The sequence below is a fragment of the Pseudomonas sp. LSJ-87 genome (genome assembly GCF_032971465.1).
GTDB classification, from domain to species: Bacteria; Pseudomonadota; Gammaproteobacteria; order Pseudomonadales; family Pseudomonadaceae; genus Aquipseudomonas; species Aquipseudomonas putida_Z.
In genome coordinates this window covers 73,384-88,529 of the sequence record NZ_JAWJYQ010000010.1, presented here as the reverse complement: position 1 = coordinate 88,529, position 15,146 = coordinate 73,384, and the positions used below count along the sequence as shown (strand labels likewise).

Annotated in this window: 13 protein-coding genes and 1 pseudogene; 7 read left to right on the top strand and 7 right to left on the bottom strand. The window is 63.2% G+C overall.

Annotated features, from left to right (window positions below):
• Nucleotides 1–172: 172 nt before the first annotated feature.
• The 4 genes and pseudogenes from RYH74_RS08860 to RYH74_RS08845 all read right to left on the bottom strand — a co-directional run.
• Nucleotides 173–303, bottom strand: a pseudogene (locus RYH74_RS08860) (sugar phosphate isomerase/epimerase); the annotation flags it as partial.
• 256 nt (nucleotides 304–559) lie between these two features.
• Nucleotides 560–1,375, bottom strand: coding sequence for a sugar phosphate isomerase/epimerase family protein (locus RYH74_RS08855; protein ID WP_025339632.1), 816 nt, complete (start codon nucleotides 1,373–1,375; stop codon nucleotides 560–562).
• Nucleotides 1,376–1,392: 17 nt separating this feature from the next.
• Nucleotides 1,393–2,445, bottom strand: a complete 1,053-nt coding sequence (locus RYH74_RS08850; RefSeq protein ID WP_317409276.1) for a Gfo/Idh/MocA family oxidoreductase — start codon at nucleotides 2,443–2,445, stop codon at nucleotides 1,393–1,395.
• 140 nt (nucleotides 2,446–2,585) lie between these two features.
• The gene (locus RYH74_RS08845; RefSeq protein ID WP_085663306.1) at nucleotides 2,586–3,362 is read right to left on the bottom strand and encodes an IclR family transcriptional regulator; all 777 of its coding nucleotides are present in this window, start codon (nucleotides 3,360–3,362) and stop codon (nucleotides 2,586–2,588) included.
• Between the two features lie 194 nt (nucleotides 3,363–3,556).
• Here RYH74_RS08845 and RYH74_RS08840 point away from each other — a divergent pair, with 194 nt between their 5' ends.
• A complete protein-coding gene (locus RYH74_RS08840) occupies nucleotides 3,557–5,269 on the top strand; it encodes an FAD-dependent oxidoreductase (RefSeq protein ID WP_317409275.1) in 1,713 nt (570 codons plus the stop codon).
• A gap of 117 nt (nucleotides 5,270–5,386) precedes the next feature.
• Here RYH74_RS08840 and RYH74_RS08835 read toward each other — a convergent pair whose 3' ends face one another.
• Nucleotides 5,387–6,271 (bottom strand): LysR family transcriptional regulator, encoded by an 885-nt coding sequence (locus RYH74_RS08835; RefSeq protein ID WP_317409274.1) that lies wholly within the window; start codon nucleotides 6,269–6,271, stop codon nucleotides 5,387–5,389.
• Nucleotides 6,272–6,416: 145 nt separating this feature from the next.
• Here RYH74_RS08835 and RYH74_RS08830 point away from each other — a divergent pair, with 145 nt between their 5' ends.
• Nucleotides 6,417–7,436: an alpha/beta hydrolase gene (locus tag RYH74_RS08830; protein ID WP_317409273.1), complete on the top strand. Its 1,020-nt coding sequence runs from the start codon at nucleotides 6,417–6,419 to the stop codon at nucleotides 7,434–7,436.
• A gap of 619 nt (nucleotides 7,437–8,055) precedes the next feature.
• On the opposite strand, the gene RYH74_RS08825 is transcribed toward RYH74_RS08830, so the two are convergent.
• Complete coding sequence (locus RYH74_RS08825; RefSeq protein WP_317409271.1) at nucleotides 8,056–9,453, bottom strand: PAAR domain-containing protein; 1,398 nt, start codon at nucleotides 9,451–9,453, stop codon at nucleotides 8,056–8,058.
• Nucleotides 9,454–9,678: 225 nt separating this feature from the next.
• On the opposite strand from RYH74_RS08825, the gene RYH74_RS08820 reads away from it, so the two are divergent.
• On the top strand, nucleotides 9,679–10,401 hold the full coding sequence (locus RYH74_RS08820; protein WP_085692929.1) for a pirin family protein: 723 nt from the start codon (nucleotides 9,679–9,681) through the stop codon (nucleotides 10,399–10,401).
• A 126-nt stretch (nucleotides 10,402–10,527) separates the two neighbouring features.
• Here RYH74_RS08820 and RYH74_RS08815 read toward each other — a convergent pair whose 3' ends face one another.
• The gene (locus RYH74_RS08815; RefSeq protein ID WP_025339641.1) at nucleotides 10,528–10,821 is read right to left on the bottom strand and encodes a DUF1330 domain-containing protein; all 294 of its coding nucleotides are present in this window, start codon (nucleotides 10,819–10,821) and stop codon (nucleotides 10,528–10,530) included.
• 78 nt (nucleotides 10,822–10,899) lie between these two features.
• Between RYH74_RS08815 and ribBA the strand changes: the two genes are divergently transcribed.
• The 4 genes from ribBA (at nucleotide 10,900) to RYH74_RS08795 (ending at nucleotide 15,145) form a co-directional block, all read left to right on the top strand.
• Nucleotides 10,900–12,021 carry a bifunctional 3,4-dihydroxy-2-butanone-4-phosphate synthase/GTP cyclohydrolase II gene (gene ribBA / locus RYH74_RS08810; RefSeq protein ID WP_085706298.1) on the top strand — a complete coding sequence of 374 codons (1,122 nt, stop codon included), beginning with the start codon at nucleotides 10,900–10,902 and terminating at the stop codon, nucleotides 12,019–12,021.
• A gap of 368 nt (nucleotides 12,022–12,389) precedes the next feature.
• A complete protein-coding gene (locus tag RYH74_RS08805; RefSeq protein WP_025339643.1) occupies nucleotides 12,390–13,415 on the top strand; it encodes an ABC transporter substrate-binding protein in 1,026 nt (341 codons plus the stop codon).
• A complete protein-coding gene (locus tag RYH74_RS08800) occupies nucleotides 13,412–14,329 on the top strand; it encodes an ABC transporter permease (protein WP_015270844.1) in 918 nt (305 codons plus the stop codon). Before RYH74_RS08805 ends, RYH74_RS08800 begins: the two co-directional genes overlap by 4 nt.
• Nucleotides 14,330–14,335: 6 nt before the next feature.
• A complete protein-coding gene (locus tag RYH74_RS08795; RefSeq protein ID WP_317409270.1) occupies nucleotides 14,336–15,145 on the top strand; it encodes an ABC transporter permease in 810 nt (269 codons plus the stop codon).
• Nucleotide 15,146 lies beyond the last annotated feature (1 nt).

Below are 15,146 nucleotides of genomic sequence, written 5' to 3'. Positions count from 1 at the left end.
CGGGCCCTTTTTTTGACCAGTCAGCAATCAGTAATTTACCTGCCCGGCCTCATCGCCGGCAAGCCAGCTCCCACAGGTACAGCGTTGCTCTCGAGGTTGTCGCTGTACCTGTGGGAGCGGGCGTGCCCGCGAACACGGGCGATAGCCCGTGCCATACGCCGCGTTCTATCAATCAGACTCTGGCCAGCACTGCCATGGCCTTCTCCAGCGCCATGCGCGCACGCTGTTCGCCGCTCATGCCCTGTTCCAGCAACTGCCGGGCGGGATCTCCAGGCTCAACGGCACACTTCTCTGCGGGGCCCTTGCGGGCCTTTTTTTGATCAATCTGATACACGCACTATATGGGGTCGCGCCTGAGTCAAGACATGCGCTGTACCTGTGGGAGCGGCTTCAGCCGCGAAGAATCCAACGCGGTGCCTGGCACCGGCTGCGCCGGTGTTCGCGGCTAAAGCCGCTCCCACAAGGGCTCCACAGGGTTCAAGCCATGCGCTGTACCTGTGGGAGCTGGCTTGCCGGCGAACACGGGCGATAGCCCGTGCCATGCGCCGCGTACTATCAATCAGACTCTGGCCAGCACTGCCATGGCCTTCTCCAGCGCCATGCGCGCACGCTGTTCGCCGCTTATGCCCTGTTCCAGCAACTGCCGCGTGGGGATCTCCAGGCTCAACGGCACACTTGGCGGCAAGCCGCGCAGCAGGCCGACCAGATCGGCATCGCCCTCGCCCGGGAAGCGCCGCTCGTTGCGTGCCTGGCGCAGGATCTCGTCCATGTCGGCCGGCACCGGGCCGGCAACGTCGCACAGCTGGGCATAACGCATGCGCTGCGGCGCCAGTTGTGCCAGATCGTCCAGCGAAGAGCCGGAGCGGTTGAAGTGGAAGGCATCCACCAGCACACAGCCATTGGCACGGTCGGCGTTGGCCACCACCCGCATGGCCTGGCGCAGGTCACGCACATCAGTCCAAGGCATGAACTCCAGATGCGGATGAATGCCATACCCCGCCGCCAGGTCACACAACGCAGCAAAGCGCTCGGTCAGCCGCGCTTCATCCGGGTCGTTGCCAGCCACCAGCAGCTCCGTGCCGCCCAGCTCAGCGCCCACCGCCAGGATCGGCTCGAAATCGGCTACACAGGTTTCCGGCTTCAGCCTCAGGATCTCGAGGTCGAGCACCTTGATGCCCGTGTCGCGCAGGCGCGCCTGGGTCTGCCGGCGCAGGCCGGCGTCGGCCACCAGAGGGAAATGCTGTTCCTGCTCGGTGGCGGGCACCAGGCGCAGGCCAACGTGGCTGTAACCGGCGCGGGCTGCTGCCTCGACCATGTCCGGCGGGGACAGCTCGAGTACCGTCAGGGCCGCCAGGGAGAAAATTCGTTCAGTCATTATCGTCACCAGACAAGTCAAGCAACGTGCTCGGGCGCACAGGCCCGGCCAGTTTCCGCGGCCTGGCGGATCGCCTCGATCAGCGCCAGGGTACGGCCACCATCGGCGGCATCGATCAGCGGCGCCTGTTCACCCCGGGCAACCCGCACGAAGTGTTGCAGTTGCAAGGTCAATGCCTCGCCGGCGGGGATGCTTTCCTCGCTCTGCAACAACGGCGTGTGCCAGCCCGACCCGACCTCGGCGTAGTGCCAGCGCTTGAGTTGCGGAATGCTCAGCGCCCCCTGGGTGCCGGCCAGCAGGTAGCACGGCTGGCCATCCTGGCGCGGGTAGACCGGGCTTTCGCCGGAGTCCAGCTCCCAGCTCCATGGCGCGGCCACCGCGTCGGAGCCAGTCAGGCTGCCCAATGCCCCATTGGCGAACTGCAGTAGCACCGCGGCGCTGTCTTCGTTGGCAAAACCGCGCACATCGTTGCGGGTGAATGCCTGCACCTGTACCACCTCGCCGCACAGGTGGCGCAGCAGGTCGAGGTCATGGATCAGGTTGGTCAGCAAGAAGCCAGCGCCCGGCTCGCGGCGCCAGGGGGTTTCGAAATAGCTGTCGGGCTTTTGCAACTGCCACAGTGCGGTGACGTTGATCAGCCGGCCCAGCTTGCCGCCGGCAATCACCTGGTGAGCCTTGGCGATCAGCGGGTTGTGCCGGCGGTGATGGCCGACCAGCACAGGCACATTGTGGCGGCGCGAGGCTTCCACCAGCGCGCGGACTTCATCCAGGTGCACGCCAACCGGTTTTTCGACCAGCACCGGTACACCGGCCTCGACGCAGTCCAGGGCGGTGGCGACATGCAGGTTGTTCGGGTTGGCGACGATCACTGCCTCGGGGCGCGCGTGCTCCAGCATCTGGCGGTGGTCGGCAAAACAGGGCACGCCGCATTCGGCGGCAAAGGCCTCGGCCTGCGGGCCCGGGTCGGCCACTGCGCACAGCTGGGCCTGCGGCACATTTAGCAAATGCTGGTAATGCTGGCGGCCCATGATGCCGGCGCCGATCAAGGCAATACGAAGGGGTGCGTTCAACAGCCTGTCCTCTTGTCATTGTTGTAATGCAGATTTCGGAATCCGATTCCACAATCCACATTGAACAATTTAGAACCAGGTTCAGCTTTTCAGAAGCAGCCGCAGAACAGAGTGTGCGGTAATCGACCGGAAATGCACCGTCAGGCGAACAACTCACTGGCCCGGCTGGCCGCCGACAGTTCCTCCGCCGCCGCCAGCAACAGCGGCGCCAGTTCTGCCAGGCGGCTTTGCGCCAGGCGCGCACTGGGCCCGGCGATGCTCAGCACACCAATCACCTCATCACTTTGCGGGCGGCGCACCACCGCAGCCAGGGCCGAGGTGCCAATGGCCGAGGTTTCCTCGACCCAGGCATAACCCCGCTCGCGGGCGCGGCGCAGGTAGGTGAGCAACTCGTCGGTGGAGCGCGGCGCATTCGGGCCGAACTGCGCCGGGTCGGCAATACCCTGGCGCAACACCATCTGCAGCGCCTGCTCATCGTCCAGGCTGGCCAGCCAGGCATGCCCGGACGCGGTATAGAACAGCGGTGCGTCGCGGCCCATGTCCGGGTCGTAGCGCAGCCCGGAGCGGGCGCCCTGGGACTTGGCGATCCAGGTCTGGCGGGCACCGTCGATCACGCCAAGGCGCACCAGTTCGCCGCTGTCCTGGGCCAGGCGGTCGAGAATCGGCTGAATGATGTCGGCACCGCTGCTGGCCAGGTAACGGAAGCCCAGCGCCACCAGCTTGGCCGACAGCTGGTAGCGGCTGTTGTCCCGGTTCTGCCGCACATAGCCCAGCCGCACCAGCTCGGTGAGCATGCGATGGGTGGCGCTCTTGGGGATGTCCAGGCGCTCGGCCAGGGTTTGCAACGGCAGCCCCTGCGGTTCACCGGTAAGGCTTTCTACAAGACTGAAGGCGCGTTCGATCTGACTACCAGCCATGACACAGGTCCCTGAAATTTTTGCGAATTCTAGAAGATGATTCCACACCGCCGATAGCCGCTGCAGCCAGCGCGACACGAACTGTCCGGTTATCGCCCATTACTTGCGCGGCAGGGCCGCCACACCCTTGCAGGCCGATTCGCTGCCAATAAGAATATGGAACCTCGTTCCAATAACAATACAGGAATTCCGCAATGCCTTCCGCTCCCTACGAAACCGAATGCGATGTACTGGTCATAGGTTCTGGTGCCGCCGGGCTGGCTGCGGCCGTGACGGCTGCCTGGCACGGGCAGAAGGTGATCGTGGTGGAAAAGGAGCCAGTGTTCGGCGGCGCCACCGCCTGGTCCGGCGGCTGGGCCTGGGTGCCGCGCAACCCGCTGGCACGCCGGGCCGGTATCGAGGAAGACATCGAGCAGCCGCGTACCTACCTGCGCAATGAACTGGGGGCGTATTACAACGCCGAACGCGTCGACGCCTTCCTCGAAGCCTGCCCGCACATGGTGGCGTTTTTCGAAAAGCACACGGCGCTGCAGTTTGCCGACGGCAACGGCATCCCCGACATGCATGGCGACACACCGGGCGCGGCCCAGGGCGGGCACCAGGTGATTGCCGCGCCCTATGACGCCCGCGAGGTGGGTGCACTGCTACCACGCCTGCGCAAGACCATGCGCGAAACCTCGTTCATGGGCATGCCGATAATGGCGGGTGCCGACCTTGCCGCGTTCCTCAACATGACCCGCTCGCCCAAGGCCTTGCTGCACGTGTGCAAACGCTTTGGCCGCCACCTGTACCACCTGGCCCGGTATGGCCGTGCGATGCACCTGGTCAACGGCGTGGCGTTGGTGGCCCGCCTGGCCAGGTCGGCGCAGGACCTGGGCGTGCGCCTGCAGGAGTCGGCACCGGCCAAACGCCTGCTGGTCGAGGATGGCCAGGTGCGGGGGGCGCTGGTGGCTACACCGCAGGGCGAGCAACTGATCCGTGCCAAGGCCGTGGTACTCGCGGCGGGTGGTTTCCCCAACGACAACGCCCGCCGCCGGCAACTGTTCCCGCGCGATGCCAGCGGCCACGACAACCTGGCCCTGCCCCCCAAGGGTTGTTCGGGCGACGGCCTGCGCCTGGGCGAGTCGGCCGGCGGTGTGGTCGCCACCGACCTGAAGTCGCCGGTGGCCTGGGCGCCGGTTTCGCGAGTACCGCACCGCGACGGCAGCGTCGGCCACTTCCCGCACATCATCGAACGCGGCAAACCGGGCATCATCGGCGTGCTGGCCGACGGCAAACGTTTCGTCAACGAAGCGCATGGCTATTACGACTATGTGTCAGCGATGATCGCGGCGGTGCCGCAGGGCGAAGAGGTGTGTTCGTGGCTGGTTTGCGACCACCGCTTCCTGCGCCGCTACGGTCTGGGCCATGCCCGCCCGGCGCCACTGCCGGTGTGGCCGCACGTGCGCAGCGGCTATCTCAAGCGAGGTGTCACCCTCGAGCAGCTGGCCGAGGCCTGCGGCATCGACCCGGTAGGGCTGCGCGCCACGGTCAGCGATTTCAACAACCATGCCCGCAACGGCCAGGACCCGGCGTTCGGCCGTGGTTCCACACCTTTCAACCGCAAGCAGGGTGACCCGCAGCACAAGGGGCCAAACCCTTGCGTGGCGCCCATCGAGCATGGGCCGTTCTATGCGGTGAAGGTGCAGCCCGGCTGCTTTGGCACCTTTGCCGGGCTGCGCACCGACGGCAATGCCCGGGTGCTGGATGAGGCTGGGCAGCCGATTGCTGGCCTGTATGCAGCGGGTACCGATATGGCCAGCGTGTTTGGCGGCTGGTATCCCTCGGGTGGCATCAACCTGGGGCCGGCGTTGACCTTTGGCTATGTGGCCGGGCGGCATATTGCCGGGGCGCAGGGGTATGAGTGAGGTGAGATCAGGCCGGCGGTTTTGCAGCGTCTGTGAGACCGGGCGGCGCTTCGCGGCAGGGAATGCCGGGCCCGATGCGGAACTTTACCCGCGAAGAAGCCCACTCGATACCAAAGGTCAGAGCTGCACCAACCGCTCGCGCAGGAAGTTCACAAAACCCTGCACCGGCCGCGCCACCTGTCGGTGCTGCGGGTACACCGCCGACAGCTGCAGCGCCGGCGGCCGCCACTCATCCAGCACCGTCACCAGCCGCCCATCTGCCAGTGCCTGGCCCACGATGAAGGTTGGCAGATAAGTCACTCCCATCCCGGCAATCGCCGCATCCCTCAGCAACTCGCCATTGTTCGCCCGCATCCGCCCGGCCACCTGGATCGCCTGTGTCTTGCCGCCCTGGCTGAACTGCCACTGCACCTGCCGCGAATGCCCATAGGGCAGACAATCATGCCCAGCCAACTGCTCCGGTCTGGCCGGCACGCCCCGCGCTTCCAGGTACGCCGGGCTCGCGCAATACACCCGCTCGACACTGGCAATGCGCCGCGCAATCAGGCTGGAGTCCTCCAGCGCACCAATCCGTAGCGCCAGGTCATAGCCCTCGCCGATCAGGTCAACGGCGCGGTCGCTCAAATCCACTTCCACATCCACCTGCGGGTGCAACTGCAGAAACTCGGTCAGCAGGCAGCCCAGGTGCGCCATGGCGAACGACAGCGGCGCACTCAGGCGCAAGGTGCCACGCAAGGCCTGGGCCTGGCCGCTGATGTCGTACTCCACCTGCTGCACTTCGCCGAGCAGGCGCAGCGCCGACTGGTAGTAGTGCTGGCCCAGCGGCGTGGCGTCCAGGCGCCGGGTGGAGCGATTGAGCAGGCGCACGCCCAGGCGCTCCTCCAGCTGCATCAGGCGCCGGCTGACCGATTGCTTGGACATCCCCAGGCGGTCGGCCGCAGCGGTGAAACTGCCGGCCTCCATGACCTGGGCAAAGATGCGCATGTCTTCGTAAGGGTTCATTGTCTCACTCTTGGTGACAGTCAAACGCTTTATAGCGGCTTTTTCCCATCAGCGCATCTCCCTAATCTACGCACAAGTCGCAGCGATGGCCCTGAAGGCCAGGCAAGACGCCCACTACCAACATTCAACAGAAAAGGATTCGCTCATGAACATTGTCCACAAAACCCTTACCGCTTCCCTTCTGGCCCTGTCCGTTTCCAGCGCCTTCGCCGCTGGCAGCCCGGGTATCGAACAGCACACCCAGGCCTTCCTCGAAGCCCTGGAACAAGGCGGCGGCAAGCCACTGGAGCAGCTCAGCCCGAAAGACGCCCGCGCGGTGCTGACCGGTGCCCAGGCCTCGGTAAAGGTCGATCTCTCGGGTATCGAGGTGAAGGAACGCACCATCCAGGCCAACGGCGAGTCGATCAAACTGCAAGTGGTGCGCCCGGCCAACGTGAAGGGTGACCTGCCAGTGTTCATGTTTTTCCACGGTGGCGGCTGGGTGCTCGGCGATTTCCCGACCCACCAGCGGCTGATCCGCGACCTGGTGGTTGGCTCTGGCGCAGTGGCGGTCTACGTCGACTACACCCCATCGCCGGAAGCGCACTACCCGACCGCGATCAACCAGGCCTACGCCGCCACCCGCTGGGTGGCCGAGCATGGCAAGGAAATTGGCGTGGACGGCAAGCGCCTGGCCGTGGCCGGCAACAGCGTCGGCGGCAACATGGCGGCAGTAGTGGCCCTGAAAGCCAAAGAGGCCGGCACCCCGGCCCTGCGTTTCCAGCTGCTGCTGTGGCCGGTCACCGATGCCAGCTTCGAAACTGCGTCGTACAAGCAGTTTGCCGAGGGGCACTTCCTGACCACCGGGATGATGAAGTGGTTCTGGGACAACTACACCACCGACGCCAAGGCACGGGAACAGATCTACGCCTCGCCGCTGCGGGCCAGCAGTGAACAGCTCAAGGGCCTGCCGCCGGCATTGGTGCAGACGGCCGAGTTCGACGTGCTGCGCGATGAAGGTGAGGCGTATGCCCGCAAGCTGAATGCCGCTGGCGTGACTGTGACCTCGGTGCGGTACAACGGGATGATTCATGACTATGGCTTGCTCAACCCGCTGAGCCAAGTGCCAGCTGTAAAGGCGGCGATGCGCCAGGCGGGCACCGAACTTAAAGTGCACCTGCAGTAAATCGATGACCAGAAGACCCGCCTAGGCGGGTCTTTTGCTTCTATGGCGGAAATGGCCCGCAGGCTTTAATGAATCTGCCATCGGTGCGGCTATCTATGGCACCGTCCGCGCCGATGTAGATATCAATACTTGGCCATCTGGGTTTGGCCCGAATGCAGTTCCACTTTCCACGGTTGTTCCAATTGAGCAGTTCATTACTTCAAATAAGAGGCGGGCGGGTCTCTTTATGGTTTATTTGCCGAATTCAATGATGGTCCAAGCTGCAATTGCCCATGTGCATGCAACAGCATTACACCAAAAGGAGATTTGCAAGCGACGCTTGAGAGGGATAGGACAGTTCCGACAGTCTTCAGCATTCAACAGCCCTCTACGAACAACCAGCACAGGGAAAACTGCTCCCAGCATAACGCCTGAAACAATCATTGCCCTCGTTCGGATCGATATCGTGGTCCAATATTTCAGATCTTCTTTCAGGCCCGGGCTGTTCTGAAACGCCGAGCAAAGCTCCTCAAAGCGCCTCCCCATCGTTAAACGGTAGTGAACTCCAAGTCCGACAGCCCCGATGACAAAGGGCGCCAATAGAAATGCAAGCCGCAAGTTGATAGGCCACGCTGTGAACTCAGTCATAGAGTTTCTCGAACAGTAACTCACCTGTCGTCTCTCCAAGACCTTCGCCCATTTTGCTCAAAGCAAATGAAGCACTGCCAACCAACAAAACTCCGCAAGCCACTTTGCCGTATATGCCAAATGCACAAACCAGTTGGGATGCATCAGCCGCCAGTTTTGCGCCTGCCATTCCCCCGGCTAACCCACCCGAGAAGCTCCCGGTCTCTGTGAATCGGATTTTCTTGCATTCTTCGGTCTCACCTGCGCGGCAAGCTTCATGAACCTTCAGATAAGAGGAGCCACCGCCAAGCCCGATCCCGATCCAGCCGCCATACTTGAGATACTGTGAAGTCTTCGCCACTTCGTCCAGATGCGTTGCATACCCAGGTATCTGCCCCGGCGCACCTGCCTTCTTCCAGTGATGTACAACGCTTTTCGTGGAGATGCCGAGGTCTCGGCGCAAGGTGTCATGACTGCCCAGATTTAATGCCTTGTTCAAAAAACCGATCCGCAGTTGCGCCCCGAGTTGCTGATAAAGCTCCCTACGCGCAGCAAAGAAACTCGGACTGTTCAAATGGCCATATACCGCGAACTCTCGTTGATGCAGAGCCTCGATTCCCTTCAACGTATCCTTGACCTGCCCCAACCCTCGTTCGAGCATGTCCTTGCCCACGCCCATCGACTGGCTCGCCCCATTGAGCACTCCAGCAATCTCGCCGATGTGTTCCATCATGAAGTTGGCTTCTTCATGGGAGAGAATCGATAGCGACTCCCGCGCCCTCTCTGCCACCATGATCAGCTGGTTCTCCTCAAAGCTGCAGGCATAGCCACTACTCGGGCTGCCGAGGACAAAAATCTCGCCCGCCTTGAACCCTTCGGGAAAGGTCGGATTCAGGCGTTGCAGCAGCGAGACAGGCAGCAGGCTATTTGTTGCGCCCAGGCTTTGCAGCACCTGCTCGAATGACATGCTGCGCTGCACGATATGGAAACCCGGCTCCAATATTGCCATTGAGTCGCGTTCAAAAGCGCTGAAAGCCTGGGCTGGGGTCTGCTCCGGTGAGGAAGGCGAACTCCGGGTGGTAGGCGACGATGGCGCTGTCTGAGTTGCACGGCCACCCGCAGAGTGAACCGCAGACCTTGCAATGACCCGGTTATTGCCCTCTGGACAGCCACACTTGACCACCGCCCCGTCTACCACAGCTGGTTTTCCTTCAATGTTGAAGAAAGGCAGCCCTTCAACGATTACACCGGGCTTCTTGCATTCCGGGCACTCTGTCGTGGTGTCCCCCAGGCGTAGAGCACGCTGGTCGTTCCCCCGATAATTGGTACTGCTGGCCATGCAGACCGCCCCGGTGGTGGTGAGGTCTCCATCGAGTGCCTGTCCTTTGCCATGTATCGATATGCGTGTCATGAGCAACTCCCTGTATGGAAATCCCGACGCTATCACCGGCAAAACAGAAAGAGACCGAGCGGCGGGAAACTCAGAATTGCCCTACAAAAACCTGGGGAAACTGTCACGCACCACAAGACAGTCATTCCTTCCAGACACTATTTTTTAAAGAAATAGGTGACAGTAAAGTTATCTCCATAGACAGCACGGCAGCCCTTCCGGCCCCGGCATTCAAGGAGAATCACCATGCTCACCGTCCGTAACGCCAAAGACCGCGGCCTGGCCTTTCATGGCTGGCTGAAATCGTTCCACACCTTCTCCTTCGGCCACTACCGCAACCCGGACGAGCAAGGGTTCTCGGACCTGCTGGTGATCAACGACGACCGCGTCATCCCCGGCAAGGGCTTTGGGCAACACCCGCACCGCGACATGGAGATTTTCTCCTACGTGCTGGAAGGCGCGCTGGAGCACAAGGACACGCTGGGCACCGGCTCGGTGATCCGCCCGGGCGATGTGCAGCTGATGAGCGCTGGTCACGGCGTGGCCCACAGCGAGTTCAACCACAGCCAGGTGCAGCCGGTGCACTTCCTGCAGATCTGGATCGTACCGAACGTGCAAGGCGCAACGCCGCGTTACCAGCAACAGCATTTCAGTGCCGAGGAAAAGCGCGGCAAGCTGCGCCTGATCATCTCGCCGGATGGCGCCGAGGGGTCGTTGCAGGTACGGCAGAATGCGCGGGTGTATGCCGGCCTGTTCGACGGTGACGAGCGTGCCACCCTGACCTTGCCGGAAAACCGCCATGCCTATGTGCATGTGGCCCGGGGCAGCATCGAGCTCAATGGGCAAGTGCTGAATGAAGGGGATGGGGTGCGGGTGAGGCAGGAACAGGTGCTGGAACTGGGCAATGGGGTGGATGCCGAGGTGCTGGTGTTCGACCTGCGGCCGCATGAATTGCCTGGCATGCCTTGAGTTTCTGCGTCGACAGCAATGGCCCTATCGCCGGCAAGCCAGCTCCCACAGGTACTGCACAGGTTTCAGATACTGTGCAGTACCTGTGGGAGCTGGCTTGCCGGCGATAGGGCCATCAGCCATCACTCAGGGCTCGAACCCTTCGACGATGATCACCTCAGCCTTCGCCACCCCCTGGCGATGGCTGCAAGCCTCCTGGTACAGCTCGGACCGGTAACACGCCAGCGCCTGCTCGTACGAATCGAACTCGATCACCACGCTACGCTGAGGGGTAGGCCGCCCTTCCATCGCCTCGCTACGCCCGCCACGGGCCAGGAAACGGCCGCCGAATGCCTTGAAGGCAGCCGGGGCGCGCTGAGTGTACTGCTGGTATTGCTCGGGGTCGGTCACGTCCACATGGGCGATCCAATAGGCCTTCATGCGTTGCTCTCCTGTTACGGCGATATTTGTGTATGATGGTATACCATAATCATCACCCCACCACAGTGAGCGTGCAACATGGCTTTCAACACCATCGAAGAACTTCTCGAGGACTACCGGCAAGGCAAGATGGTCCTGCTGGTGGATGACGAGGACCGGGAAAACGAAGGCGACCTGCTGATCGCCGCCGAGCGTTGCGACGCCCAGGCCATCAACTTCATGGCCCGTGAAGCGCGCGGGTTGATCTGCCTGACCCTGACCGACGATCACTGCCAACGCTTGGGCCTGGAGCAGATGGTGCCGGCCAACGGCAGCGTGTTCAGCACCGCCTTCACCGTGTCGATCGAGGCGGCCACGGGCGTTACCACCGGTATTTCCGCTGCCGACCGGGCGCGTACCGTGGCGGCGGCCATGGCCCCCGACGCCCGCCCCGAAGACCTGGTGCAACCCGGACACATCTTCCCCCTGCGCGCCCGCGAAGGCGGGGTGCTGACGCGCGCAGGCCACACCGAAGCCGGCTGCGACCTCGCGCGCCTGGCCGGGTTCACCCCGGCGTCGGTGATCGTCGAAGTGCTCAATGACGACGGCACCATGGCCCGTCGCCCGGACCTGGAAGTGTTCGCTGCCCGGCATGGCATCAAGATCGGCACCATCGCCGACCTCATCCACTACCGCCTGAGTACCGAGCAGACCATCAAGCGCATCGGCGAACGCGAACTGCCGACCGTGCACGGCACCTTCCGCCTGGTCACCTACGAAGACCGCATCGAAGGTGGCGTACACATGGCCATGGTCATGGGCGATATCCGCCGCGAGCAGCCGACCCTGGTGCGGGTGCACGTGATCGACCCGCTGCGCGACCTGGTCGGCGCCGAATACGCCGGCCCTGCCAACTGGACGCTATGGGCGGCGCTGCAGAAAGTGGCCGAGGAAGGCGCCGGCGTGGTGGTGATCCTGGCCAACCATGAGTCCTCGCAGGCGCTGCTGGAGCGCGTGCCGCAGCTGACCCAGCCGGTGCGGCCTTACCAGCGTGGGCAATCGAAGGTGTACTCGGAGGTGGGTACAGGCGCGCAGATCCTGCAGGACCTGGGCGTGGGCAAGCTGCGCCACCTGGGCCCACCGCTGAAATATGCGGGGCTGGCGGGGTATGAGCTGGAGGTCGTGCAAAGCATCCCCTTCGAGCCCGGGATCGCAGGTTGATATACGGACCCTGTGGGAGCGGGCGAGCCCGCGAAGCAGACACCGCGGTGCATGGCACGGGCTTCGCCCGTGTTCGCGGGCTCGCCCGCTCCCACACAGACCGCGCAAGCTTTTAGACCCCTGTTCAAATCGATCTCCCTGATAAGCAATGTGCCCAAACCTAGGACGGAGTGATGGCCGGTAGCCTCATACCTCTTGCCAAAAGTTTGGAATACCATAATATGATATCCCGTAGACCTTGAATCTGCAGGCCGGCACCTACAATCAAAAACGGCCACAAGACACTTTGTTTTAGCTGCTCCCCGAACACTGTTGGCGGGCGCACCACAAGCCCCGCCTCGAATAACAAAAGCAACGAGGGCGTAACCATGCTGTTGAGCAAACGTGTAACCGCAGTGCTGTCCGCCAGCCTGCTGACCCTGGCATGTCAGGCCGCCCAGGCCGCCGACAGCCTGAACTTCGTCAGCTGGGGCGGTACCACCCAGGACGCCCAGAAAGAAGCGTGGGCCGCACCCTTCACCAAAGCCACCGATATCAAGGTCGTCCAGGACGGCCCTACCGACTACGGCAAGCTCAAGGCCATGGTCGAGAGCGGCAACGTGCAGTGGGACGTGGTCGACGTCGAGGCCGACTTTGCCCTGCGTGCCGCCAGCGAAGGCCTGCTCGAACCCCTCGATTTCACCCAGATCAAGCGCGACAAGATCGACCCGCGCTTCGTCTCCGACCATGGCGTCGGCTCGTTCTTCTTCTCCTTCGTGCTCGGCTACAACGAAGGCAAGCTCGGTGCCAACAAACCGGTGGACTGGACCGCACTGTTCGACACCAAGACCTACCCCGGCAAGCGTGCCCTGTACAAATGGCCCAGCCCAGGCGTACTGGAACTGGCCCTGCTGGCCGACGGCGTAGCCCCCGACAAGCTGTACCCGCTGGACCTGGACCGCGCCTTCAAGAAGCTCGACACCATCAAGAAAGACATCGTCTGGTGGGGCGGTGGCGCCCAGTCGCAGCAACTGCTGGCCTCGGGTGAAGCCTCGCTCGGCCAGTTCTGGAACGGCCGCGTCTATGCCCTGCAGCAAGACGGTGCACCGGTGGGCGTGAGCTGGAAGCAGAACCTGGTCATGGCCGACTTCCTGGTCATCCCCAAAGGTGCCAAGAACAAGGACGCGGCCATGAAGTTCCTGGCCAACGCCAGCAGTGCCGAAGGCCAGGCCGAGTTCGCCAACAAGACTGCCTACGCGCCGGTGAACGTCGACAGCGTGGCCAAGCTGGACAAAGACCTCGCGCAGAACCTTCCGACCGCCTACGCCCAGGACCAGGTCACCCTCGACTTCGCCTACTGGGCCAAGAACGGCCAGGCCATCGCAGCCCGCTGGAATGAGTGGTTGGTCAAATGAAAGTCGCCATCAACGCCCTGCATAACGCGCAAGGTGCCCCCACGGGCACCGGCGCCCCGGGAACGGCCCCCCGCCGCGTCAGCCTGAGCCAGCGCTGGAAAGGCAGCCGCAATTTGCTGCCGGCGCTGCTGTTCCTTGGCCTGTTCTTCTTTGCCCCGCTGGCCGGCCTGTTGCTGCGCGGGGTGCTGGAGCCAACGCCGGGCCTGGGCAACTACGAGCAGCTGTTCGCCAACTCGGCTTATGCGCGGGTATTGTTCAACACCTTCTCGGTGGCCGGCGTGGTCACCCTGATCAGCGTGCTGCTGGGCTTCCCCCTGGCCTGGGCAATTACCCTGGTGCCCAAGGGCTGGGGCCGCTGGTTGCTGAACATCGTGCTGCTGTCGATGTGGACCAGCCTGCTGGCGCGCACCTACTCGTGGCTGGTGCTGTTGCAGAGCTCGGGGGTGATCAACAAGGCGTTGATGGCCATGGGTATCATCGATGCCCCGCTGGAAATGGTGCACAACCTGACCGGCGTGGTGATCGGCATGAGCTACATCATGATCCCGTTCATCGTGCTGCCACTGCAGGCGACCATGCACGCCATCGACCCGATGGTGCTGCAGGCCGGCTCGATCTGCGGCGCCAGCCCGTGGACCAATTTCTGGAAGGTGTTCCTGCCGCTGTGCCGCTCGGGGCTGTTCTCCGGGGCACTGATGGTATTCGTGATGTCGCTCGGTTACTACGTCACCCCGGCCCTGCTGGGCGGTGCGCAGAACATGATGCTGCCCGAATTCATCATTCAGCAGGTGCAGTCGTTCCTCAACTGGGGCCTGGCCAGCGCCGCCGCCGCACTGCTGGTGGTGATCACCCTGGTGCTCTTCTACCTGTACCTGAAGCTGCAGCCGGAATCCCCGGTTGGCAACGCGAGGTAAACCGCCATGCTCCTGTCTCCCAATGCCATGGGCCGCCCGCTGCGTACGAGCCTGTACCTGACCACCGGGGTCATCGCGGCCTTCCTGCTGCTGCCGGTGGTGTTCATCGTGTTGCTGTCGTTCGGCTCGTCGCAGTGGCTGGTGTTCCCGCCACCGGGCTGGACCTTCAAGTGGTACGGCCAGTTTTTCTCCAACCCGGAGTGGATGGACGCCGCGCTGGCCAGCCTGAAGGTGGCCGTGCTGACCACCATCGCCGCCGTGCTGCTCGGCCTGCCCACCGCGTTTGCCCTGGTGCGTGGCCGCTTCCCCGGCCGCGAGCTGCTGTACGGGCTGTTCACCATGCCGATGATCGTGCCGCTGGTGATCATTGCCGTGGCGGTGTACGCGCTGTTCCTCAAGCTCGGTTACACCGGCACGCTGTTCGCCTTCGTGGTCAGCCACGTGATCGTCGCCCTGCCCTTCACCATCATTTCGATCATCAACTCGCTGAAGCTGTTCGACCAGTCGATCGAGGATGCCGCGGTGATCTGCGGCGCCTCGCGCCTGCAGGCGATCTTCAAGGTGACCTTCCCGGCCATTCGCCCGGGGATGATCGCCGGCGGCCTGTTTGCCTTCCTGGTGTCGTGGGATGAAGTGGTGCTGAGCGTGATGATGGCCAGCCCCGACCTGCAGACCCTGCCGGTGAAGATGTGGACCACCCTGCGCCAGGACCTCAGCCCGGTCATCGCCGTGGCCTCGACCCTGCTGATCGGCCTGTCGCTGCTTGTCATGTTCATTGCCGCCGCCTTGCGCCGGCGCACCGAAGCCAACGCCTGAG